21 protein-coding genes are annotated in these 24752 nt (G+C 37.0%); 4 read left to right on the top strand and 17 right to left on the bottom strand.

Features of this window, described 5'->3' with window-relative positions; all coding sequences use genetic code 11:
* Positions 1–6: 6 nt before the first annotated feature.
* The 17 genes from FLM54_RS06445 to galU all read right to left on the bottom strand — a co-directional run bounded on the left by FLM54_RS06445 (position 7) and on the right by galU (position 19634).
* Positions 7–528 (bottom strand): polysaccharide biosynthesis/export family protein, encoded by a 522-nt coding sequence (locus FLM54_RS06445; RefSeq protein WP_178955805.1) that lies wholly within the window; start codon positions 526–528, stop codon positions 7–9.
* Complete coding sequence (locus tag FLM54_RS06440) at positions 525–1739, bottom strand: outer membrane beta-barrel protein (RefSeq protein ID WP_178955803.1); 1215 nt, start codon at positions 1737–1739, stop codon at positions 525–527. Before FLM54_RS06440 ends, FLM54_RS06445 begins: the two co-directional genes overlap by 4 nt.
* Positions 1723–3126, bottom strand: coding sequence for an undecaprenyl-phosphate glucose phosphotransferase (locus FLM54_RS06435; RefSeq protein WP_178955801.1), 1404 nt, complete (start codon positions 3124–3126; stop codon positions 1723–1725). Before FLM54_RS06435 ends, FLM54_RS06440 begins: the two co-directional genes overlap by 17 nt.
* A gap of 191 nt (positions 3127–3317) precedes the next feature.
* The gene (locus tag FLM54_RS06430; RefSeq protein ID WP_178955796.1) at positions 3318–3716 is read right to left on the bottom strand and encodes a 3-phosphoshikimate 1-carboxyvinyltransferase; all 399 of its coding nucleotides are present in this window, start codon (positions 3714–3716) and stop codon (positions 3318–3320) included.
* Between the two features lie 110 nt (positions 3717–3826).
* On the bottom strand, positions 3827–6025 hold the full coding sequence (locus FLM54_RS06425) for a choice-of-anchor A family protein (protein ID WP_178955794.1): 2199 nt from the start codon (positions 6023–6025) through the stop codon (positions 3827–3829).
* A gap of 356 nt (positions 6026–6381) precedes the next feature.
* A complete protein-coding gene (locus FLM54_RS06420; RefSeq protein ID WP_178955793.1) occupies positions 6382–7380 on the bottom strand; it encodes an acyltransferase family protein in 999 nt (332 codons plus the stop codon).
* Entirely contained in the window at positions 7368–8126 is a 759-nt protein-coding gene (locus FLM54_RS06415; protein ID WP_178955791.1) for a WecB/TagA/CpsF family glycosyltransferase, read from the bottom strand. Before FLM54_RS06415 ends, FLM54_RS06420 begins: the two co-directional genes overlap by 13 nt.
* Positions 8127–8140: 14 nt before the next feature.
* Positions 8141–9334, bottom strand: coding sequence for an aspartate-semialdehyde dehydrogenase (locus FLM54_RS06410; protein ID WP_178955789.1), 1194 nt, complete (start codon positions 9332–9334; stop codon positions 8141–8143).
* Between the two features lie 2 nt (positions 9335–9336).
* Positions 9337–10413 (bottom strand): glycosyltransferase family 4 protein, encoded by a 1077-nt coding sequence (locus FLM54_RS06405; RefSeq protein ID WP_178955787.1) that lies wholly within the window; start codon positions 10411–10413, stop codon positions 9337–9339.
* 1 nt (position 10414) lies between these two features.
* Complete coding sequence (locus tag FLM54_RS06400) at positions 10415–11749, bottom strand: phenylacetate--CoA ligase family protein (protein WP_178955785.1); 1335 nt, start codon at positions 11747–11749, stop codon at positions 10415–10417.
* Between the two features lie 68 nt (positions 11750–11817).
* Positions 11818–12345 (bottom strand): serine O-acetyltransferase, encoded by a 528-nt coding sequence (locus FLM54_RS06395; protein WP_178955783.1) that lies wholly within the window; start codon positions 12343–12345, stop codon positions 11818–11820.
* A gap of 114 nt (positions 12346–12459) precedes the next feature.
* Complete coding sequence (locus FLM54_RS06390; RefSeq protein ID WP_178955781.1) at positions 12460–13668, bottom strand: VpsF family polysaccharide biosynthesis protein; 1209 nt, start codon at positions 13666–13668, stop codon at positions 12460–12462.
* Complete coding sequence (locus tag FLM54_RS06385; protein ID WP_178955779.1) at positions 13668–15077, bottom strand: oligosaccharide flippase family protein; 1410 nt, start codon at positions 15075–15077, stop codon at positions 13668–13670. Before FLM54_RS06385 ends, FLM54_RS06390 begins: the two co-directional genes overlap by 1 nt.
* The gene (locus tag FLM54_RS06380; protein ID WP_256729675.1) at positions 15077–16252 is read right to left on the bottom strand and encodes a VpsD family glycosyltransferase; all 1176 of its coding nucleotides are present in this window, start codon (positions 16250–16252) and stop codon (positions 15077–15079) included. Before FLM54_RS06380 ends, FLM54_RS06385 begins: the two co-directional genes overlap by 1 nt.
* 27 nt (positions 16253–16279) lie before the next feature.
* On the bottom strand, positions 16280–17530 hold the full coding sequence (gene wecC, locus FLM54_RS06375) for a UDP-N-acetyl-D-mannosamine dehydrogenase (RefSeq protein ID WP_178955777.1): 1251 nt from the start codon (positions 17528–17530) through the stop codon (positions 16280–16282).
* A gap of 33 nt (positions 17531–17563) precedes the next feature.
* Complete coding sequence (gene wecB, locus FLM54_RS06370) at positions 17564–18697, bottom strand: non-hydrolyzing UDP-N-acetylglucosamine 2-epimerase (RefSeq protein ID WP_178955775.1); 1134 nt, start codon at positions 18695–18697, stop codon at positions 17564–17566.
* Between the two features lie 40 nt (positions 18698–18737).
* Positions 18738–19634 (bottom strand): UTP--glucose-1-phosphate uridylyltransferase GalU, encoded by an 897-nt coding sequence (galU, locus tag FLM54_RS06365; protein WP_178955773.1) that lies wholly within the window; start codon positions 19632–19634, stop codon positions 18738–18740.
* A 261-nt stretch (positions 19635–19895) separates the two neighbouring features.
* On the opposite strand from galU, the gene FLM54_RS06360 reads away from it, so the two are divergent.
* From FLM54_RS06360 to FLM54_RS06345, 4 genes are all read left to right on the top strand, one after another.
* Entirely contained in the window at positions 19896–20594 is a 699-nt protein-coding gene (locus FLM54_RS06360; RefSeq protein ID WP_178955771.1) for a transglutaminase-like cysteine peptidase, read from the top strand.
* A complete protein-coding gene (locus FLM54_RS06355) occupies positions 20578–22584 on the top strand; it encodes an EAL domain-containing protein (protein WP_178955770.1) in 2007 nt (668 codons plus the stop codon). The genes FLM54_RS06360 and FLM54_RS06355 overlap by 17 nt, the downstream gene beginning before the upstream one ends.
* Positions 22585–22605: 21 nt before the next feature.
* Positions 22606–23151: a hypothetical protein gene (locus FLM54_RS06350; RefSeq protein ID WP_178955769.1), complete on the top strand. Its 546-nt coding sequence runs from the start codon at positions 22606–22608 to the stop codon at positions 23149–23151.
* A gap of 64 nt (positions 23152–23215) precedes the next feature.
* Positions 23216–24532, top strand: a complete 1317-nt coding sequence (locus FLM54_RS06345; protein WP_178955768.1) for an O-antigen ligase — start codon at positions 23216–23218, stop codon at positions 24530–24532.
* Positions 24533–24752 lie beyond the last annotated feature (220 nt).

The following is a 24752-nucleotide window of genomic DNA, read 5'->3' as shown; positions in this document are numbered from 1 at the left end:
AACCGCTTAAAACAAGCGTTGCTCTATTTTTATGGTGTCACCCGCTGCAATTTGGCTATTTAAACTACCTTTTTGTTGCTGCTGTTTGGTTTGCTCTTTAAAAATAAATATTTTATCAACTGAGGCGCGCTCGGTTAATCCACCGGCAAGAGCTATCGCTTGGTTTACCGTCATAGCTGGCTGGTAAGGGTAACCACCTGGCTTTTTAACTTCACCATGTATGTAAAAAGGGCGGTATTCTACCACTTGCGCGTACACATTAGGGTTAACTAAATAATCAGGCTGTAAACCACTAATTATTGTTTGTTCAACTTGCGAAACGCTTAACCCAACAAGCTTAACCTTTCCTAAAAACGGGTAGTTAATCTCACCGCTATTACCAAGCAGTGAGGTTACGTCTAAATCAGGCTGACCAAACACTTTAATTTCTATTTTGTCGCCTGCGCCTAATATGTAGTTTTGCGAGTCACTCGCAAAACTACCAAAGCTGAATAATAATATTAGGCAAACTAAAATTTTAACCTTCATTCATTACCCTTTAATGCAAATGTAAAGTTAAGGCCAACAATAACACGGTCAAATTCAATATCAGCTTGAGTTGAATTACGATCAATAAAATCAACATACCCGGTTACCACGCCAAAGCTATTGGCTAAATAATTTAAGCCTAAGCGAACATTTTTAACTTTGTCTTTACGGTTAAAGTTACCTGAGTACTGTTGTTCAACGTAATTAGCGCTTACTACCGAGCTTAAATATTCTCTCCAGTCATGTTGCCAGGTTGCACCGTAAACACTTTCGCGAATGTAATCGCCTGAAAGTAGTGGATCTTTAGCCGCGCGGCTAGTAACTAGTTGCAAGGTTGAATAAGTCAATGGCTTCCAAACTGCAGCCGCTTCCCAACTTAAGCCACTAAAGTTATCACGCAAGTTCGACTCAAAGTCTTTATTTTGGTAACCCACTTTAAACGAACCAGTAGTAACCGCTGTTGCTTCCCACTCCATACCTAATAATACTTTAACGTCATTTGAATCACGGGAAATACCGTTTGAATCAATTACATCGTACTGGTAGTTTTCTTGCTTAACCTCTAAAAAGGCACGGGTACCAGCTTGGGTATTATAGTAACCAGTAACTGAGAGCATTGGTTTGTCGTAATCACGAAATTGGGATATGGCCGTAAAGTTTTGGTAATTTTTATTATAATAACCTGCGGTTATAGCAAGCATTGCTTTAGAGCTTTGTGCGCCATACTCATAGCGAGCCGTTAGGTTTTGTTGTTGATAATTTACAAGCTCATCTAACGCACTGCCCTGCCCTTCAGTTAATCCGCCACCACGAGGCTCATATAACCAATCGGCGTCACCAGTTATATCTAATCGGTGTTGGCTAGTAAACTCTTTATGCACACCAGCACCTAGATTAACTTGAGTAAAATTATCTGTAGTGTCTTTATTATGAAACGACGTGCTTGATGCTATATCAAATTTATAACTATCCGGGCCATTTTCAATTAATGCGTTTAAACTGGGCGCTATATTCCATATTAAACGTGTTTGTGTGGCCGACGGCGTCATAAAAAAGTTGTCGTTACTACTTACACCAAGCTGCAGCATTGGCGTAATTTCTGCGCCATCTTTAGTCATTACACTGCCAGGCTGTAGTTCTACTGCCGATAAGGGTGCAGAAACCCCTAACGCAACAAGTAAAGCGGTAATTGTATTAGTACGCATTTTCACTTTTAAATCCCTTAAAAATTGTCATAAAAATTATTTTCACATCAAACCATAAAGACCAATGTTTAATGTAATGTAAGTCGTATTCAACTCGCTTGGCCATTTTATCCAAAGTATCGGTTTCGCCGCGCCAACCATTAATTTGTGCCCAACCGGTAATACCCGGTTTAGTTTTATGCCTAAACATATAAAATTCTACTTTTTGGCGGTACTCTTCATTGTGCGCCACCGCATGAGGCCGAGGGCCAACAATAGACATGTCGCCTTTTAAAACATTTATAAACTGTGGTAGTTCATCAAGGCTAGTACGGCGTAAAAAGCCACCTAACGGTGTTATGCGAGCATCGTTTTTTGTTGCCTGAGTGACCACATCGCTGTTTTCGGTCACTGTCATAGAGCGAAACTTCCACACTTTTATTTTTTGCCCATCTAAACCGTAGCGGTCTTGCTTAAAAATAATAGGCCCCTTAGATGTCAGCTTGATGGCGGCTGCAATCGCTAATAAAACCGGGGTAATTAAGGTAACAATAATAGCTGAAACCACTATATCTTCTGTGCGTTTTATAAACTCATGGGCGCCAATACATGGTGCTTCAAACACACTTAGTGTGTCTACATCACCCACATGTTCAATACGGGCGTGTATTAAGTTTGAGAGTAAAAAATCGGGCACTACGTGCACATCTACCGTGGTATTACCTAGCTGCAATAAAATATCAGCTATGCGTTTTTGCGCTTTCATAGGCAGTGCAATATAAAGTATATCTATTTCACCATTGCGAGCAGCATCAACAGCGCTTTGTATTGTTCCTTCAACACCTTGATGTTCCAGTTGTTCAAATAGGCGTTCAGGATTTCTATCGTCGTAAAAACCTTTAAAGTTAAAGCCTAACTCATCGTGTTTAACAATCTCAGCATGCAAATAAGCGGCCGATTCGGTTGCGCCAATAATGGCAACATTACGTTGAGATAAGCCTAATTTACGGCGACTACGTTTATATAAGTACACTCCCAAGCGCCAAATATATAAATACGTAACACTTAGCGTAAACCAAATAGCTATTCCCACTCGAGAGAGCGACTCGCTAAACTTAAATAAAAAGGAAACAACCAGTAAAAATGCGAATGCAATAAGCACACTGCCCCATGCACACAACACCATATGTTTAAATTTGCCAGCGCGCCAAGAGCGATAGGTAGAAAAGAGCTCAGCACTATATAAATAGCTGAGCGCAACCGTAAGCGCAGAAGCGGCATAAATAGGAGTGAGCTTAAAATTGTAAAGTAGGGCTGCGCACTGAAACGCTAAAAACAATGCAAATATATCAAATAATCGGTAAAAATTGGCATCAGAGGAACCTGAAGGTTTAAAAGTCCTTGGAGATGTCATTTCGCTTAATTCCTTATAGCTAATTCAGTGTGAGTAGCACCTCACAAAATCCACGGGGATGATATAGTATTAGCTAATTTTGTTCAATTGCTGATTACGACAAAAGTACTAAAATTCATGTTTATGTCTTTTAGCTAACTATTGCTTTGCCAATATATGTATTAAAGAGAATACACACACTTTACTTAGGCTTAATTAAATAAGCCCTTAAACCAACTCCAAACTCCAAACGAGTATCCTTCAAAAATATCAATACCCAATGCCGATTTAATCAAATATAAAACCAGCAATGTAAGTAAAATAGTAAACGTAACTGCCAAACTTAAGATAATAGCTTGAGTAAACCTCGCTATTTTTTGCTCTTTTACACTTAGTTCACGCCTATTTCGACCCGCCAAAAAAACATAGTAATATCGGTATTTAAAAAGTTTAACTACACCTCTGCAGTCAACAGCGTGGTTACCCCACTGCCTAGCGCCAATGGCTATCTTTAAATGGGCTAATTGTTCATCGGTAAAGGTCGTTTGAATGCTTTTAGGCATTCGCTCTAGCAAGCTTCTAATAGCAGGATCATTCTGTAGGTTTGACAAAAAAGCCTCAAATAAAGCGTGAATAATACATTTTCAGTTATTTTAAACAACTACCCTATAATAAAAAGCCAATTATAAATAATTGGCTTTTTATTTGCCCAAAATACTTTTTATTTAAGCGTACTAGAGCGATAGCTATTGTTGTTTAACCAGCTTGGCAATTCAACCGTTGGTACAGTTCCATTTTGGTTAATATTAGTTTGGTGATAAGAATGTTGGTTCCAGATACGTGTTGCATTTTTCCAAGGCTTGCTACTATCAGCAGCACCATACACAGTTACACCATTGTTAATGTTATACCTTTCATCCGTGTTATTTGATACAACTACCAGCTCTGCATTATCATCGCCCTCTAGATCAACCACAATTGGGTATTCCCAAAGTGACGCTGTAGAGTTTGCGACAGTTGATAACACCTCGCCATTAAGGCCATTTAGCACTCTTACTTTATAGTGGTCTTGTATAATAACTTCATCGATACCATCACCATTAAAGTCATAGGCACTCACACCTAATTTACCGCTCCATTCATCATCATTAGCAACAGTCCAAACTAAATCACCATTTGTGTTATACATATCAACTGCTGTGTAACCTGCGTAAACAATTCCTAATGAGTCGGCACCGAGGAATGTTGATACAGCTTGTACCCCACCGCCAAAGTTATTAGGGTTAGTTATTTGCCACTTAACATTACCATTATGCTCTAATACAGCTAAAACACTGGTTTCAAGGTTAGTGCTTGGGTTACTAGTTACTATTTCAGGATCTAAATCATCATCTAAATTGGCAACTGAATTAAACCATACAGCTCCTGGCTCTCCATATTGCCATAATTGAGCACCATAAGAATCATACAAGCCACCACCAGCAAAAACTTCTTGACTGCTATTATTATCAGCGTCAAAAGTTATTGAAGCAGCCGACCAATTAGTTGTGTAGAGCAAACCGGTTTCGTAACTTAATACATTATTACCTGTTACAATTTCAACTACTCCATCGTTATTAATATCACTTAAAGTAACTGCACCTAGAGGCTTACCTGACTTGGTCAGCTCCTTCTTAACAAAACCTAAATTATTAACAACCTGGACAACCTCTGATGAGAAATCATTTAAAACAATTTCAACAACACCATCACCATCTAAATCAGCCGCTGCAATTGAATTACGCGAGTCACTGAAGACTCCTCCATTCTCGTAGGACCATAACTCTGAACCATCGACACCACTTAATGCACGCACTAAACCTGGAGCATTTACGCTTCTCTTAAATGCCACCACTATAACATCAGCAATATCGTTGCTATCAATGACACGATCGCCATTATCGTCATTCAATTGAGCAACTGCTGGCGTGGAAATTACTTGATTATATTCAGGCATAAAGTCACTAGAATTCCAGTGCCATTTCTCCGCCATCTCAAATGGAGTAGCAATCTCGGCTAAATCAGGTAAATTACCGTTAAACTCGCCGGCTAGTAACGCCATTGAACCATAAAAGCTTTGGCCAATAACAGGCATTTTGGCTGTACCATAAACACCTCTAATGTCAGCGTAAGGAGCTAATACAACTCCTTGCCAGCGATTACCTTTAATATTGAGTTTTTCTGCATTAGTAAAGTTAAATACTGTTTTAGTTGCATGATTGCGCAAACGCCAAAAACTTTTGCCTTTAACATTAATATTGTCGTCGCCTGTAATATTAAAAATTACAGTTGCATCAGCAGGAATGCCCCACACTTTAAAAGTGTGAGCTTTAGCAAATTGGCGCGCATCTAAATTAAATACTTGCGTGTCTGAGCGACCGTCGCCTTCTAAGTAAAGGCCACCCCATTTACTTTGTACTGTTCCAGTAGTATCAAGCTTACCTAACTCAGCGCTTAAATCTTTGTAATATTGCTCTTGTTCATCAAAGTCGAACGGCATGGCCGATTCGTTTTGATTAGACATTATTTTAGAGTTTCGCTCCATGCCCCATTGAACACTCCAACTAACATCAGTTCCACCACCGGCTACCATGCTACCAACAAATTGGCGCCCTATTTTATAATCGATACTTGATTCACTGATTAAGTAGTATTCATTTGGATTAGACGGGCGTAAAAAGCCTACGCTATATGCTTTTATATCGATTTTACCAGCTGCTATAGCGCCGTCAGCGCGGCCAACGTTCGATTTAAAATCGTCAAAAACAAATGCTGAAAAGTTATTAGCTACGCCTAAGTCTGCAGCCAGTGTTGAAGAGCTGGCTAAAGCAAGTGCGATCACTGCACTTAATTTTTTAGTTTTTAGTAGTGAGTTAGTCATTTTTTCCCTCAAAATGAAAAAGTGCATTAAAGGCACCAAATTTAAGTCATTTGTTTAACGAAATTTAATTCATCAAGCTCTTGGTGAGCATTATATACACAAACAAAATCAAAAGGAATAAAAAACACTACAAAAGTACTAATTATGTAACTCCAAAGAAAGAACAAAAGTTAAAATCAATAACTTACAGAAATTAAAATTTAAAAAAAAGCAAACATTGATATTTAATAACTAATAAATGTAAATATAAGGTTAACAGACTTGCATGCAGGATGAATGCGCCAAGAGAAAATACTTCACTCTTTTTAAAGGATAGAGGTGGGAATAAAACTACTGCTGTTAAACTCCCAACTAAATTAATTTGATAAACCTATAAGTTTTGGCGCCTGAGATTTTATGAATCTAAAAACAAAAACTAAAAAGAAAATAGCTATTAAAGTATTCACATAAGGAAGTAAATCAAACAAATGCCAAGTATTAGGGATGATCCTAACCTCGATCTTATGTAAAAACCTAAAAACAATTAAATGAAGCGGAAATATCACTATTGAAGAAATTGCCAGCCATTGGTAGGTGGGTCTAGGTTTGAGTTTTTTACTAATCAAAAATAATATAAATATTCCTAAACAAGCAATTAGAGGGAACAAAATAGGGAAAACACCAAACTTTAACTCTCTTATATCTACACGGCCATTTAATAGCGCTAAATAATAAAAAATTGGAATGGTAAATAACAAAATTAAGTAAATTTTAAATTCATTGTTAAACATTGCATAACTTAAAAAGTTAACCCTTTTAACTAGAACACCTAATTGATAAAAAAACATACCAACAACAGCAGAATCTATCGACCAAAACCATCTTTCCGAAATAAGCTCATTGAATAACAACATTATTACAAGCATTCCTGAAGTGATTACGAAATTATATATTGGCTTCAATGCAGAAAAAAATATAATCTGTGCTAATGAAATAATGATTAAACAGGGAAAAAACCAAAGAACACCATTAATATGAAAACTATCAGCCTTAGATGTCACTAAACGATTTAAAGGGTCAAACCATTCCATTTTACTTGCTTGGCCATCACTAAAAATGTTCAGTGGTAACCAAAATAAATAGGAAATAAGAAAAAAGAAAGTAAAAGGTAATATTAGGCGCTGGAATAGTTTAACTAATGACAGTTTAACCTCTCGTTTGGATGATGCCAAATACCCTGATAAAAAAAAGAATAAAGGCATATGAAATGAGTATATTAAAGTATAAAAATCCCCATTTAACCAAGCTGCATGACCAAGTACAACTAGCGTAATTCCTATTGCTTTCATGTTATCAATGTAGTTTATACGTGCCATAATTTAAAGAACTTGTCTTGAATCAAAAGATATGCAAACTTTGAGTTTGTTACTAAATAACGTTTCCACATTCTACCTGGCTCTTGTAATACCCTATATAACCACTCTAATCCGGCCTTTTGCATCCACTGTGGTGCACGCTTTACTTTACCTGCTACAACATCGAACGTACCGCCAACACCCATTACAAAGTCAACACCAAGCTTGTCTTGCCACTTATTAATAAAATTTTCTTTTTTAGGCGAGGTTATAGCAACAAATAATAACTTAGCGCCCGATTCGCGTATTTTAGTGACCACGGCTTCTTCATCATCCCCCTCTTTATTTCCAAAGAAATAACCATCATGATAACCAGCAATATTTAAATTAGGGTTTTGTGCTTTGACTTTACTTACTGTTTTGCTAACTACCTCATCGGTAGCACCGAGTAAAAATACAGGAAAGTCACGCTTGGCACTCATAGCTAATAATTCATGAAAAAGGTCAACACCCGCTACACGCTCTGGGATATCGTGGCCTAAAAAGCGCGCACCAAACACTACACCCATACCATCAATATTAATTACCTCACACGCTTTAACCGACTCAGCTAAAACAGGATCTTTTTGCATATTAACTATTTTGGCTACATTAACCACAACATGCTGTAAAAATTGCTTTTGCTCAATTCTGTTTTCAATAAAAGACACCGTCTCTTGCATGGTGGCAATATCCATTGGTGCTTTTAAAAATTCAATACGTTTCATTGTTGAGTCCGTTTTTAAAGTTGTTTAATAACTGCATTTTTAGCGTTTTTCGATTTTTGTCGATTAAAATAAGCAAACGAGTAATATACCCATGCTTGTGTCCAACGCACATAGTCAACTTTATTGGTAAAGTACTTATTTTTTTGATAAATAAAACGCTGCTTTTTAGGCATATATAAAGTTTGAATAGCACGGTTAATTATTTTTTCGGCCATCGCAAAGTCATCTGGGGTTTTACCTACTTTTAATAGTGTAAAAACAGCTTGCGATACACTGTGCATATCGAGTGGATAGCGATTATTATTGTAATATTTTGCGGTGCCATCTTGCTCAAACAAATGTGCTTTATAATAGGTAAAGCCTTGTGCAATTGCCGATTCAAACTCATCGGTTTGTAATTCATCACTCAGTAAGCGCAATGCCTCTAGGTTATAACCGGTATGAAAGCCATCAATAAACTGATGATGATGGCGAGCACCATATACCCATGAGCCATCAAGTCCCTGTTCGCTTACCGACTGCCTTGCAGCATTTAAAGCAAGCTGTTTGTAATGTTGGTTGTTAGTCAGCACGGCAACTTTTGCAACCCATGCAGCGCCCCAAAGACTGGCATTATGTACAAATGCAGTCTCACCCGGTATGTAACCAAAAAACTGCCTACCATCACATTCTTTATATAATGTTTTTACAATAAAATGTGCACTATCAATTGCAGGTTCTGAGTATTTTTTGTCTTTAGTGATTTCACTTAACGCATATAAAGCTTGAGCAACATAAATAGTAGTAATTACGTTTGGCTTACCTTTAGGTACAAAAAAAGCACGAGCATTCCAATCAAAGTGATAACCCCAACAACAATGCTGCCAAATAGATTTATCACTTTGCTGGGTCAATAACCAATCAGCTAGCTTTATCGCTTCATTTAAATAAGTTTGCTCATTGGTTGCATTATAGTCTTCCAATAAACCTAAAATAAATAAACCAATACCCTTTGGGTTGCGCTTTTTGGGCACCCCACATATTGGCCGTAAGTTAATTGCTAAACGTTTATGCAATTGAATCCAAGCAAGGCCTACAATGCCTTGTTTAAATCGGGGAATTAATTCAAATAATCTACTATTGAGTCCATCAAATGGATCTTGCCCAGCATAACTTCCTATTTTTGCCTTATTAAGTAATAGCTTTTTGCAATAGTTACTATCTAACATTACTAAATTGCTCCCAGCTCTTTATAAATACATTTTAGCTTTGGAATAATTACTGAAGGGCTAAAGTTATTTAAAAATTTTTCCTTTGCAGCATTTTCCATTCTTTTTGTTTCTATAGGGAACTCAATTAACCTATTCATTGCTATCTTTAAGGCTTCAACATCACCGGGGTCAATAAGTAAGCCATCAATGTTATTTGTAATAGCATCTGGAATCCCACCTGCAGTAGAGGCAATAACAGGTATGTTACATGACATTGCTTCTAGCACTCCCATTGGGAAACCTTCATTATAACTTGGTAAAACATATGCATCTGCTTTCTTTAAAGTATTCATCTTTGTATCGCCAGCAACCCAACCAAGTAGGTCAACATACTCACTAATTTCAAGTTCGTTAACCATAGTTTGATACTTTTTAATTTCACCATCTCCTCCAAGTAATAGCCTCGAGTTTGGATGGTCTTTAACGACATATTTAAAAGCATGTATTAAGTCAGATACACCCTTACGCTCACCTAAACGGCCTAAAAATACAAAATTAAAGTTATTAGTTTTTTCTTTTTCTAATTCTAATTTAGGCACTGCGTTATAAACTACTATCCCTTTTTTTGGATCATCAAGTATAGTATCAAGCCAGTCTAGCCACTGAGTAGATAAAACAATAACTTTATCTACAGAGTTAAAAGTTGACCTTATTTGTGCTTTTTTAGATTCACAGCATTCATTTTTGTAAAAATCTCTAAACTCAGCACCATGTAAGTGCAAAATTACTTTTGTATTAAAATACTTAATCAGCTTTATTAGCTTTGATTTTCTAGCATAACTCCCTCTAGAAGCCATATGAATATGCACTACCCCAACATCATAAATTATTAATTTAGCAACTAACTTAATAATGCAAAGTAAGTAATTAAATAGTTGGCCTGCCATGCCAAAACCTGTATTTGTTGAATGGCTTGCTAAAAGCTCTGAATTTGTGTCATTAAAAAAGCCTTCACTGTCGTAAACATTTAATACAGTGGCAATACCACCTTGACCGTTTTTATCTGTGGCTATTGTTAAATTTATTGTTTTTTTCACGTTAAAACTCTCTTATAGCCTGCTTTACTTTGCCGTTTTTAGTCCTTGGAATCGCATCAACTGTTTTTACACTAACTTTAATAGACGCACCCAATCTTTCTTTTGTGTTTAATATTAATTTATCTTCTTGATCTTTTTTAAATAATGTTTTATCTACTACGACCCAAACATCAATACTCAGATCTTTTTTCTGTACAAATTGTGCACCCAATAACCCTTCAACACCTTTTGGTATATGATTTAATATATGCACATTTTGCCGATCTTCAGCAACTAGGTAATCTCCTGTTCTACCCTCTATAGAATCAACAAGTGGAAATACTCGGCCACAGGGGCAATGTTTTTCCTCTGACAATATAACGTGATCACCCGTTTTATAACGTATTAAAGGATAAAGGGAGTTATTAAAATTAGTCCCGACAATTTCAGCCCTATCACGACCATCCTCTGTTTTACCAGCTGGCAATAATTCAACATGAGCGTAATCTGTTAATATGTGATAACGACTGTACTCACAACTTGCAATAGCAGCTACACGTTCAAATAATCCATACCAATCAAACACCGTACATTTAAATCGCGTTTCAATGAGGTGTTTATCTTCCTTAGTTAGTGATTCAGATGAAGTAACAACCGACTTTATTTCACCTGGGTAATATTCATTATTAATTTCTAAATACTTAGCTAACGTAACAATAGATGAAGGGTAGGCCTGAATAACTTGTACACCAAAATCAACCATTGCATTGATATATGAATGTAAATTTTTAGGCGCCATATGAAACGATGAAAGCACAATCATATTTTCAAAATAAGAATAACGCCAAAATGGCGCCTGTTTTTGTTCGAGCGGTACTATCATATCACCACGGATCCATGCTCGTTTATCGCCTTTTTCAAAACCTGCCCAAGTAAGCCCTCGGTTAACAAAAGCTTGCTCGGTTATAACTGACTTCATACTCTGCGGGATAACTAGTGGCGCACCTGTTGTACCACTTGTTGCACCATTAATTACAGCGCCTTTTTTTTGAGGCGATAAAAACTGGTCTTTATGGTTGTTAACTGTTGGTTTATCGATATAGGGGTAATTGTTTATATCAGGACCAGTTCCCTTATAATAATCAATAGCATCATTTGCACTTGTAACTACAGCACTGAGCGCTTTATGACTATACTGTTTTAATAACTCATAGTTAAACTCGTGAGTTTGTAGTTTTTGAGTCAGCCTTTCGCAGTTTGTATTTTCCCTAAGTTTTTTACGTATAAATGCGCGACTACTTAATAAAATATTTTGAACGAATATAGGGCTTTTTGTATATGCCTTACTAGTAAACATCAATACTATTCCTTTAAATATCAGGTTTAATTGCTAGAGATCGCAAAATACAATTAAATTACATAAGATTAAACATGACTGTCTACTTGACAAAGTCTTGTTTTATTTTTTACCATATATGGAGCTACATCATCTAAATAACTCTCGTTTTTTAATATGTCATAATTCAATTCGTCTATATTCCCGATAATTTTTGCAGGAACTCCACCAACTATGCATCCATTAGGTACACTTTTTGTAACTACAGAATTTGGAGCGACTATTACTTTGTTACCAATTATTACTGGTCCTACGATTACAGAGCCTGGACCAAGAAAAACATCATCTCCAATACTAGGAACACGCTTATAAGGTCCCTTACCAACGACTTTGCAACCAATACCAATCCTGCAACGTTCTCCTATTCTGGCGTTATCAATAATTACTACCCCAATACCTTTAACCACAAGAAAAGAACCTTTCCCGATATCCGCACTAGCAGGTAATTTAGAATTATAAAACAGGAAAATCATTAACTGTATAAGCTTTGGTAATAAAGGGACTTTTCTTAAATAAAGCCACCTGGAGACTCTATATAACAGTATTGCATTGGGCATTATTTAACCTCATCATTTTAAATTGTATAAATTTCTAAAAAATTTTGCTTTAAATATCTCTTATCTTTATATTTCCACTTTAGCTAACAATGACATCCTGTATTTTATACTGAGCTATATTTTGGTCTTACTTTCTATTGCTCTGGAAAGGTACATTACGCTAAATAAAAATAACAAAGCTGGCGTTTTAGTCGTTAATGCATTGTTGGTCACTGATACTAAAATAAATACAATTAAGGCAACATTTAATTTTATATTACTTCTTGTCATCAATTTTGATGGTATGCTATAGCAAGTGAAAACAAGTAAAAACGTGCCAATAAGTCCAAAATTAACAACCCAACCAATGATATAATTTTCAATCACATTTATTCCAATGTAGAAATCAATATTTTGCTTAAATGCAGACGATGCTCCAAATACCCATTCAATAGGGGTTAATTCATCTAACAAAATATATACGTTAAAACGTGCTTCAGCACTCTTATCAATATGCAACTTACTGAGGATTCGAGCACCAATTGGAGTTAAAGTAATTATTAATGTTGTAAAAATGAACGCAAAAAAAGCGAGCGCTTGGATTATAGCAAAACGCATTTTTGATGTATGAAACCCTGATTTTATAAATCTAGGTATCTTTGGCATAATTAAAAACAACATTCCGAAAATGAATATAGCAGTGGCAGCTCGCCCTCCAAAAGCAAATAAAGCTAAAGTTACAACGGTAAAATAGATTAAATAAGGAATTCGAGTATAACTCATTAGTATAGGGGCTAACGCAGCTGTGATTAATGCATTATTGAGAGGGAAACCCAAGAGTGCAGTTGACCGAAAAAAGCTAAAGCTTGCAAACTCAACACTAACCATTGTTTTGCCTATCGTAAATTCCAGTATAGCAATCATGGCATTAAAAAATAAAAGATAAGCAAGTAAGCTTAATAGTTTACCTTTATGATGTGTGCTTAACTGACATAATAAATAAACAGCTAAAAGTGGTGAGATCATGGTATTGACCAAATAAGCTATACCTGACATACCCGAGGTATATAAACCATAAAATATTACAAGAATTATACTCAGTAAGCTAATTAGCCATGCTGAACTTAGCTCTTTAAGATTAATTATAGGTGTTTGAATTCCTTTTCTGAGCGTAAAGATAGCAAAGGTTAGCATTAATATATATGTTGAAATATGTATTTTAACTAACGGATTTCCGCCTTCTGATACGTATTTTATACCTACGTTCTCTAGTAAATAGCCGCCAAAAATAAAAGCAGTAAAAAAAGTTAACACCATTACTTTGTAAATATTTTCATTTTTCATTAACTTATTACCCATGCCTTGCATTTTTTATAATTTAGTAAGGCAAGTACAGATGAAAATATAATAACGCCAGTAATCATATCAAGAGCAATATTGACTATGGGCATATTAATTATCACAAAGTGATGAACTCGTAATTCTTGCAGGAATATGGCCATACACACAGTTGAAAGTATAATTTTATATACCTGCAACGGTACAGCGTATTTATATCCTTTTTTTAGCGATAGCCATAGGCTCATAACCAATGCGATAATATTAGCAATTAAAAAAGCACTCGCCGCCCCTATCAAACCAAAAGGAGGAATCAAAGTAACTAATAATGAAAGGTTTAATATTAATGAAAAAACACTGATTTTGGGCAGGTATTTAGTGTTTAAAGAGAACTGTAAACCATGGTCTATATAATGAGCCTTCAAATTTAAAACAAACACCCCCGCACATAAAATATAAATAACAGTAGAACCTTGTGATAAATATTCTTCACTAAGCAATAGGTGCGTTATCGGCTCAGCTAAAATGCAAAACCCAACTAGAGCAGGCATTGCAATTAAACATAATAAAATTAAATATTCACCATGCGCTTTGTACAAAGCAGCTTTATCGTTTATTTTTTTGGTTAATTCAGGATAGCTTGGCAAAGCAACAACCATAAAAATAAGTGCGCCTATTCCTAATAAAATGTTTGATATAGCGGCGTATATACCTGTTTGTGCTAAATCTAATGAGTCGGCAATAAAGTAGCGATCCAATCGGCTTGATATTGCTGCAACTAAACCACTGGCCATAAGTGGCAAACCATAAGAGAAAATAGCCTTAGCATCTGCAGTTTTAAGTTTATTAAAACTAATTTTAAGCGGTTTAAAAACAACTAAACCTGCAGCTATGTAGCTCAAAGCAAGGGCTGATAACGCAGAAAGGATATTAGGAGAGTAAGCTAGCAAGCTGCCTGTAATTGCTATAGCCATAATAGATTGAGTAAGTACGGCAATTCTATATTGATTTAAACGCTCCATTATACGAGCTAATTCAAGATAGAACTGATAGAGAGCTTTAGTTAAAAAAACTAAAAAGGTAGCTAAAAACGTAGATAAGGTTAATAAACCTGTTAAATATAACCCCAAACTAACTAATACCAAGGCTGGCAATGTGCAGCAAAAAATAATCGAGTTGGCAATCGCTGCAAAATGTTCATGTTCCTCTGTTTTTTTACTTGGAAGTAAACGCAGCATGCTAGCGTTAATCCACTGGGCAGCTACTGCTCTTACAACTTCGACGGTTAGCAGCATTAATGCCAGCATCCCATATTCAGCTGTAGTCAACAACTTAGTATGTATGCTAATTAACGTAAAAATACTAATTGCAGCAAATATTTGTACTGGGGCGTACTTAAGCAATGAACCAAACATTATTCAACTTCGTCTATAGTTTTAGAGTAGAGGTCGAGGTACTGTTCAAAAACACATGCAATATTAAATTTCGTTTCAAGTGTACTTTTAGATTTATTCACATCATGATTCTTAATTAAATTGTTCACACTTTCTGACGTCAATGTATTAGTAAAGTATTGAACCCCTATTCCTTCAAAAAAAAGCCTTTCATCTTCAAGTATTCCAACCTTAGTTGTAATTAGAGGTAAACCAACAGCTAACATTTCTAGAGGCACTAAGCCGAATGTCTCTTCACCAGAAGTAAATACACCTAAGTCAGCATTAGTATACTGCTGTATGATCTGAGCTTTATTTAACTTACCAAAAAAAGTCACATTATTCTCTAACCCTAGAGAAACAACCTGTTTTTTAATCCGTTGCGTATATTCTTTATCTGTAGCAGGTCCAATGATAGCTAACGAAGAGTCGAAGCCATCACTAACTAACTTGGCTAATAAAGCAACGGAGTCTTCAACCTTTTTCCTTGGCGTTAATAACGCACACGTAACCAGTTTTACTTCTTTTCGGTTATGTTTGGCGTAATTAGCTTCAAAGTATTCTTGATTTATAGGGTTATGGACTACTTCAGATTTAAACCCATCTGCAATAATTGCACTTTGCAACTGTTTACCAACAACAACAACATTATCATTTCGCCTTGCAGTAATTGAAGGAATAATTTTTTCATATAAAAAATCATTAACTAAACCCACATTACGGCGGGCTATTTTTTTATAACTATGAACGGTGACAAGTGTTTTACCTTCGTAGCAACTACCTACCAATAAACTCCAAAGGTGGGTGTGAACTAAGTCAGGGTTTAAGATCTTTAATAATTTTCGTACATGCCAATTTTGCCAAATAATGCCAGGGATTTTAAATTTTGATTGCTTGCTTGATGCAGGCAACCAGATAAAATCAACGTTATCCGATAAATGAATAACATCCCCTGTGAAAGGGGTTTTACTTTGCGGGTCAAGACCGATAATGGTAAACCTATAGTTAGCGTCATCATGGTTAACCATATATTCTGCAAGCATCTGGCATACGCTATCTACGCCGCCACAATTATTACTACCCCAGTCGTAAGTAGAGAGGGGCATAATTAAAGCAATATGTTTTTTAGGCATTATTGATATTTTATTAATACACATTAAAAAATCTTTATAAATAGTACAAAATTAAAGAATACCGCGAGTATCAATAACAACTTTTGATGCAAACTCTGTTTTGTCTGCAGCTTTAAATTGTTTATGATCAACTAATACTACAACGACATTTGCTTGCTCTAGTGCGCTTTCAAGTGATACTAAGCTAACATTTTTATCTGCTAGGTTAGCTGGAAGTTCTGCAATGTTTGGCTCTACCGCAAGTATTTCACCTATATTTTTTGCTGCTAACTCTTCAACAATATTTAATGCCGGGCTCTCACGAAGATCGTCGATATCGGCTTTAAATGAAAGGCCTAGGCATGCAATAACTGGACGTTTAAATTCATCAGCGGCTTTTGCTACTTTTTCAATTACGTAGAATGGTTTTGCGTCGTTAGTTAAGCGTGCTTGTTTAATTATTTTTGCTTCGTCTGGGCAACTTGCAACAATAAACCAAGGATCAACCGCAATACAGTGGCCGCCAACACCTGGGCCTGGGTTTAAAATATTTACACGCGGGTGACGATTAGCAAGCTTAATAAGCTCCCACACATTAATTTTTAATTTGTCACAAATTACCGATAATTCATTGGCAAAGGCAATGTTTACATCGCGAAATGAGTTTTCGGTTAACTTAGCCATTTCAGCAGTACGAGCATTGGTAATAATACACTCGCCGCGCACGAAAGTTTCGTATAACTTAACAGCTTTTTCACTACATGCTTTACTCATACCGCCTATTACACGGTCGTTTGACACTAGCTCTTGTAATACATAACCAGGTAATACACGCTCAGGGCAATGAGCAACATTGATGTCGGCGGCATCACCTTTATCTTGTGGGAACGTTAAATCAGGGCGCGCTTCACTTAACCAAGCGGCTAGTTGCTCCGTTGCCCCTACAGGTGAGGTGCTTTCTAAAATAACTAAGTTACCTTTTTCAAGCACTGGGGCAATCATTTTTGCAGCCGATTCAATATAGCTTAAGTCTGCACTGTGGTTACCACTTTCGCTGTGAATAAATGGTGTAGGTACAGCTACCATAAACGCATCGGCTTTTTCTGGCGTTGTAGTCGCTCTTAAGTTACCAGTAGATACTACGCCACGAACTATTATGTCGAGATCAGGCTCTACTATGTGTATTTCACCGGCATTAATGGTATTAACTGCTTTTTCGCTTACGTCTAAACCAATTACTTTCATACCGCGCGATGCAATAACCGCCGCAGTTGGTAAACCTATGTAGCCTAAACCAACAACTGAAACTGTTTTAATTGTCATTACTAAATCCTTGAAAAAGTTTTAAACTTTATTTTAATCTTTAAAATGTTGCTTAATTTTAGCCACAATACGCTCACACGCTTTACCATCACCATAAGGGTTATGTGCACGGCTCATTGACTGATATTCTTGATCGTTAGTGAGTAAGTTATTAACTTCATTCACTATGCGAGCTTTATCTGTGCCTACTAGTTTAACTGTACCTGCTTCTACCGCTTCTGGGCGTTCTGTGGTGTCACGCATAACAAGTACAGGTTTGCCTAGGCTTGGCGCTTCTTCTTGAACACCACCTGAGTCGGTTACGATTATGTGAGCTTGATTCATTAAGTACACAAATGGTAGGTAGTCTTGCGGCTCGATTAAATGCACATTATCAACATTTTTTAATATGCGATTTACTGGTTCGCGTACATTAGGATTTAAATGCATTGGGTATAAAATTTGTGTATCTGGGTGTGCAGTTGCAATTTCGACCAGTGCCTCACAAATTCGCTCAAAACCGCCACCAAAGCTCTCACGGCGGTGCCCTGTAACTAAAATAAGCTTTTTAGTTTCATCGAGTTCTGGAAATTTAGCTTTTAGAGTTGAAATTAAAGCGCTGTCGGTTTTTACTTTATCAACCACTTGTAATAATGCGTCAATAACGGTGTTACCAGTAATTACGATATCGTCAGCACTTACCGCTTCATTGAGTAAGTTTTGCTGCGATGTTTGCGTTGGTGCAAAATGCAGCTTTGTAATAGCACCAGTAAGCTTGCGGTTACCCTCTTCAGGCCATGGCGAACTTAAATTACCTGTACGTAACCCTGCTTCTACATGCCCCACTGGAATTTGCTGATAAAAAGCCGCTAAACTTGCAGATAAAGTAGTGCTGGTATCGCCATGAACAAGCACTAAATCTGGTTTAAATTCTTCAAGAATAGGTTTTAGCCCTAACAAGATATTTGTTGTTACATCGTATAAACTTTGACCCGGCTTCATAATGTTCAAGTCGTACTCGGGTACAATCTCAAAAAGGTCTAAAACTTGGTCAAGCATTTCGCGATGCTGAGCAGTAACACACACTTTTGCGTCAATACCTTCTGCGGCATTGAGTGCTTTAACTAGCGGTGCCATTTTTATTGCTTCAGGTCTCGTACCAAAAATACTTAATACTTTAATAGCCATGATTTCCCTTTAATTTTTTACTAACCGGTTTTGTATAGCTTTATGCATTTGCCATTAATTGCTTAACACGTTTTGTAAATTCTTCACCCATTAGGTTTGATTGCATTGCATACTCTACATTTGCAAGCATATAACCTAGTTTTGAGCCACAGTCGTGCGACTTACCTTTTAAATGGTACGCTTCAATTGTTTCAAGGTGACGTAACTGCAGTAATGCATCTGTTAATTGAATTTCGCCGCCAGCACCTGGTGGCGTATATTCAAGCAAATCCCAAATAGCAGGTGATACAACATAACGTCCTGTTATGGCTAAATTACTTGGCGCTTCGTCATTATTTGGTTTTTCAACCATGTTGGTAATGGCTGCATTTTCGCCTGGGGCAATATTTTTACCCGCTAAATCAACTACACCATAGTTGTGCACTTCTTGATGTGGGACGGGCTCAACCATAATTTGGTTATGCTGGGTGCGCTCAAATCGGCCGATCATTTGCGTTAAGTTATCAACCTTTAGGCTCGACTTATATTGATCGATAATGACGTCAGGCAACAAAATAGCGAATGGGTTATTACCAATGATTGGGCGAGTTTCAAGTATTGCGTGGCCCAAGCCTAACGGCGCTGATTGACGAACCGAAATAATGCTGACATCTCGCGGAATTATTGAACGAATTTCTTCTAGCAAGCTACGTTTTACGCGGGCCTCTAGGGTCGCTTCTAGCTCAAAGCTAGTATCAAAGTGATTTTCTATTGCGTTTTTGGAGGCATGGGTAACCAGAACAACTTCTTTAATACCGGCTTTAACTGCTTCGTTTACAACATACTGGATGAGAGGTTTATCGACTAGCGGAAGCATTTCCTTTGGCATTGCTTTGGTCGCTGGCAGCATGCGCGTACCCAAACCTGCAACAGGCAAGACTGCTTTTAATACTTTCACTTCAATTCCTTTTATCGTTTTTTTATTTTCGTAGAAACTTATTGATGCCGTTGCTAAATTTAAGCATGTGTTTTAAGTGCTACTGTCCATATGGGCGGGTATTATACACACCAGATAAATTCGCTCAATACAAAAAGCAGCCTTTTAGATTGTTTTAAGTTAACAGATTGTTAACTTAAGGGTGGGTGCACTTTTTATAACCTATCATTTTAGTTTCAATGGGAATATAATTACCGCGTTAATTTTTTAGGGATGGGCTTTGTGCGGGTAGGAATTTGCATCATTATATTAGTGTCTTTTTTTGCTTGTGCACAAGACATGCTTTTACATTTGCGTAATAGCGATATAATTACCCGTGCCAAACAGTTTTATGGTGATGCTGGCCACCAAAGAATAAAAAACTGGCTGAGTTTTATAGATGACTCTGCCGACAAAAGCGAATGGCAAAAAATTCATTTAGTTAATGACTTTTTTAATAAGCATATAAAGTACAAAACCGATGACGAGCTTTGGCAAAAAAAAGATTATTGGGCCACGCCACTAGAAAGCTTGGGGGTGGGTATGGGTGACTGTGAAGATTATGTTATTGCAAAGTATTTTACTTTAATAGCCTTAGGAATCCCTGAAGATAAAATACGCTTTATGTATGTACGCCAGCGTACGGTTAATCAACCTCACATGGTACTTATATACTTTGAACAACCTAATCAAATACCGCTAGTGCTTGATAATTTCAATACAAAATTGGTACCTGCTAGTAACCGTGGCGATTTAAAACCTATATATAGTTTTAATGGCCAAGGTTTATGGTTAGCCAAGTCGAAAGGGTTAGGTAATAAAGTTAAAAATAGTCGTGGTGTTTCTGCTTGGAACACCATGCTTGAGCGAATTGAACAAGGTGAGCTTGCGCCTGCCAACGATAACAATAAAGGAACTAGTAGTTATGTCTCGACTCTTTAAATATGGATTGAGTTTAAAGACTCAAGTATATGGCTTGATAATTTTAATTTCGATAATTTCGTTTTGTGTACGCGTTATTACCGACGTTGATACAACCCGTAATTACTTACAAACGCAAATGGCTAGCCACGCGCAAGATACCGCTACCAGTTTAGGCCTTTCTATCTCTCCTTATTTAGAAGACGACAGCCTAATGATTGCCGAGACGATGGCAACCGCTATTTTTGACTCTGGTTATTATAGCCAAATTAAGTTTACTGATGTGCAAAACAACATCGTTTTTGAATTACAAAATCCTAAACGCGTTGAATCAGTTCCTAGCTGGTTTATAGGTGCTGTTGAACTAAGTGCACCAACTATGCATTCTGAAATTAACAATGGCTGGATGATGGCCGGCACCCTTGATGTAACCAGCCATACTGGGCAATCGTATTTAACCTTGTGGCAGCACACCTTGCGCAGCTTATATAGTTCGTTTTTACTATTAGCAGCGTCACTGGCAATTGCATTTTTAATATTACGTGCGGTATTTAAGCCACTACAAGCAGTAGAAAACCAAGCTATGCTAGTAACACGAAAGCGTTTTACCTTAAATAAAGAAATACCGGTTGCTCGAGAACTGCGCACTGTTACACAAGCCATTAATAACATGGTTTTAAACCTACAAAGTACGTTTGACTCACTAACAAAACAAACTCAAGCACTTACCGAAGAGGTATACATAGACTCGTTAACAGGGTTAGGTAACCGCAAGTCGTTTGAGAACCACTTTAATTCAGTTGTTAATAATATTACTGACGATACACCCATTACTGCAATGATGCTTACCCTGCCCTCGTTAAATAATATTAACCAAGTTGTAAGCTATCAAGATGGCGATCAGCATGTGCTTGATGCTGCAAAAATACTTAAACAGCTTGCTAATGAGTTACCAAATTCATCTTTATTTAGGCTCAACGGGGGAACGTTCGTTTTATTGGCCCCGTATGATGTTTTATTTTTAAGTAAAGCTCGCTTAGATGTGAGTGATAAGTTAAGTCAAAAAGAAAATAGCTCACACATTAATGGTTACGCTAATTTAGCCATAGTTGGGATTGATCAAGGCGCTGCCTTGGGTGAAGTGTTGTCGTTACTTGATACTAGTTGCACTATTGGCGAAGATGCTACATTAGACAATACCGATAAAGAGTCATTATTTAGTGTTAACCAATGGCGTACTTTAATTAAGTCGATTATTAATGCGGGTGAAGTGAGCTTTTCAGTGCAGCCCGTAAAGCAAGCTAATAAAACTGATTCTCAATGTTATTTTGAAGTATTTGCCCACTTTATTCATGAGGGTGAAAAAGTAAATAATGGCCACTTATTCGCCATGGCTGAAAAGTTAAATTTAACCGAAGAACTCGATAAAAAAATTATACGAAGCTTTGTAGATATAAAAGAACATTACCCTAATGATGTATTTGCACTTAATATTAGCAAGGCATCGTTGTACTCAACTGACTTTATACAATGGCTCACCCTTTATTCGCACACTAAACCCGTTATTAAAACAAATCTTGTATTCGAACTACATGAAATTGGTTTGCTCTATAATGTGCACGTAGCTTCGTTACACATAGATGCAATTAAAGAGCTGGGTATTAATGTATGTATTGAACACTTTGGTACTAGCTTAACGTCGTTCAGGTATTTACAAGGTCTTGATATTGAGTATGTAAAAATTGATGGTAGTTATATTCAAGATTTAGTAACTAACCCACAAAGCCAATTTTATATTCAAACAGTTAATAATATTTGTCATGGCTTTGGTATTAAAGTTTTAGCCTGTTTAATTGAAAAGACTGAAACGTTAGAGATACTCGAATCATTGGGATGTGACGGGGTACAAGGTAATTTAATACTGTCACCATCAAAAATTATTAAATCTAATGAAAATGGCGTAAATAAAGAGTTTACTTTTTGCGCCGATGCGCTAAAATTTTGCAATTAAAGCTCAACCTAGGGACGAGAAATGAAAAAATTACTTTTAGCTGGCTTAGTAGCTAGCGCAACAGCTCTTACTGCTCTTCCAACCCATGCACAAACGGATAACGATGCTGTGGTTCAAGAAGTGAGCATAAATAACATAATTGATATTCTTAATAACGTTACTGCAGATACTTCACCAGAGCAATTACGCGAAGATTTAGTAGAAGCTATTAAACGTATTTGTAAAAACAAAGAAAAAGTTGAATTAGAAGAGAAATTACTAAATGCTGCGTGTAGCGCTGCAGACATTGATGCGATGGTTGCAGCTGTTGTTGCCCAATTTGGTGCAGACAATCCGTTAATTTCTGACTTTTTAGCTGCACTTACGGCTGCAGGTTTAGACTCTGATGCAATTACACTTGCTGCAATTACTGCAGGTGTTGATGCAACCACCGCTTCTGAAGCGACCGCTGCAGGCCCTGGTGTAGGTCAACCTGCTCCGCCAGTAGGCAGTTTACCAACATTACCAACACCTCCAGGCTCTGGTGGTACAGGTGGTGATAACGGTATATCTGAAGTCGGTAACTAGTTTTTACCATAAGTATATTTAAACGCAGCCTATTGGCTGCGTTTTTACTTTGTTTGAGTTTATTTTGAATCGTTTTATATTTTTTTTAATTTGTTTGATCCTATTTTTACTTCCTCTTCCTTTAGGTAGTTACCGACCTTGGGCAATTTTAGCTATTGGCATTTTAACTAGCTTTACCTTTATTACCCATCTTACCCACAGTGTGTTAAATAACAACCAAGCGCTATTTCCGCCTCGCTATTCTTGGCCACTATTTTTTACTCTAAGTGCAGTTATTTTAGTTTGTGGTATACAGCTGTTTGGCGTGAGTGTTGATGCATTTCAAACCAAACAAATGTTATTAAAAACCTGTTTTTTAATTATGCTGAGCTGGTTAATATTTAACTACTGCAATAGTGCAGAGCGAATTAAAAAGTTAATTTATGCTGTTATTTGTGCCGGTGTATTTCAGGCGTTGTACGCTAGTTATTTAAACTTATCTCCCGATATTGTTAGTCCTTTATTTGGTTACAAACATACAGATCGTGCAATTGGTACTTTTACCTATTCTAACTTTTTAGCTAATTACTTAGCTTTATGTTTATGTTTAGGCATTGGTGTTTTAATCAGTGAACTAAAACGCTCTAACAGCGGTTATCAGCCCACTGTAAAACAAACACTACGCGCTTGGGCCGAAATATTATTGAGTTCTAAAATAATTTTACGCATTTCGTTAATTATTATTATTGTGGCGCTTATTTTAACTCGCAGCCGTATGGGTAACTCGGCCTTTTTTATCGCTTTAATAATAGTAAGCTTACTAGCGCTGTTTGTTTATAAGCAAAAGCCTAAAGCATTTAAATTGCTGATTGTGAGCTTTTTTATTATCGATTTAATTATTATTGGTGCTATTTTCGATGTAGAAAAAGTAAAACAACGTATTAGCGAAACCAGCTTGCAATCAGAAACACGAGATGAAGTTGTACGTGACTCAATTCCACTGATTTTAGATAACCCATTATTGGGCTCTGGTGGCGGTACTTTTTATACTGCGTTTCCTGCGTATCAATCTGAGCCCTACTCTGGCTACTACGACAACGCGCATAACGATTATGTACAATTTGCAGTTGAGCTAGGTATTCCTGCCACAGCGTTATTAGGACTGCTAGTGCTTTATTGTTTGTGGTTATGTATTAATACTATGCGAACGCGTAAGACGGCGCTTTATCAGGGGGGGGCGTTTGGTTGTGCTACGGCCATAGTAGCCATGATGCTACATTCGTCGGTTGATTACTCCTTACAAGCCGGCGCAAACTCAATGCTGTTTATAGTGGTGTTATGTTTAGCGATATTAACCAATAAGTTACCGGCACCAAAGCGGATTAAAAAACGACGAAGTTAACGGGCTGCGGGGGTCAGGTTACGGGCCTAATACCCTCATACTTTAAACATGCGCGAGGTAAACTCCCGCCTACGAATAAGGGTAACATAGCTGTTTATTGTAGGCGGGGCTTTATGCCGCGCAAAGAAATTATTAACAAAGAGAGTTAAGAGACGCTGCGCTTTTGGATATTTACCCCGTAACTCGTCGCTCATCGCCCGTCGCCCGTCGCTAACGACAT

The sequence above is a fragment of the Pseudoalteromonas sp. Scap25 genome, assembly GCF_013394125.1.
In the GTDB taxonomy this organism is placed as follows: domain Bacteria; phylum Pseudomonadota; class Gammaproteobacteria; order Enterobacterales; family Alteromonadaceae; genus Pseudoalteromonas.
The sequence above is the reverse complement of the archived record's forward strand: the minus strand, read 5'-3'. Positions and strand labels throughout refer to the sequence as shown.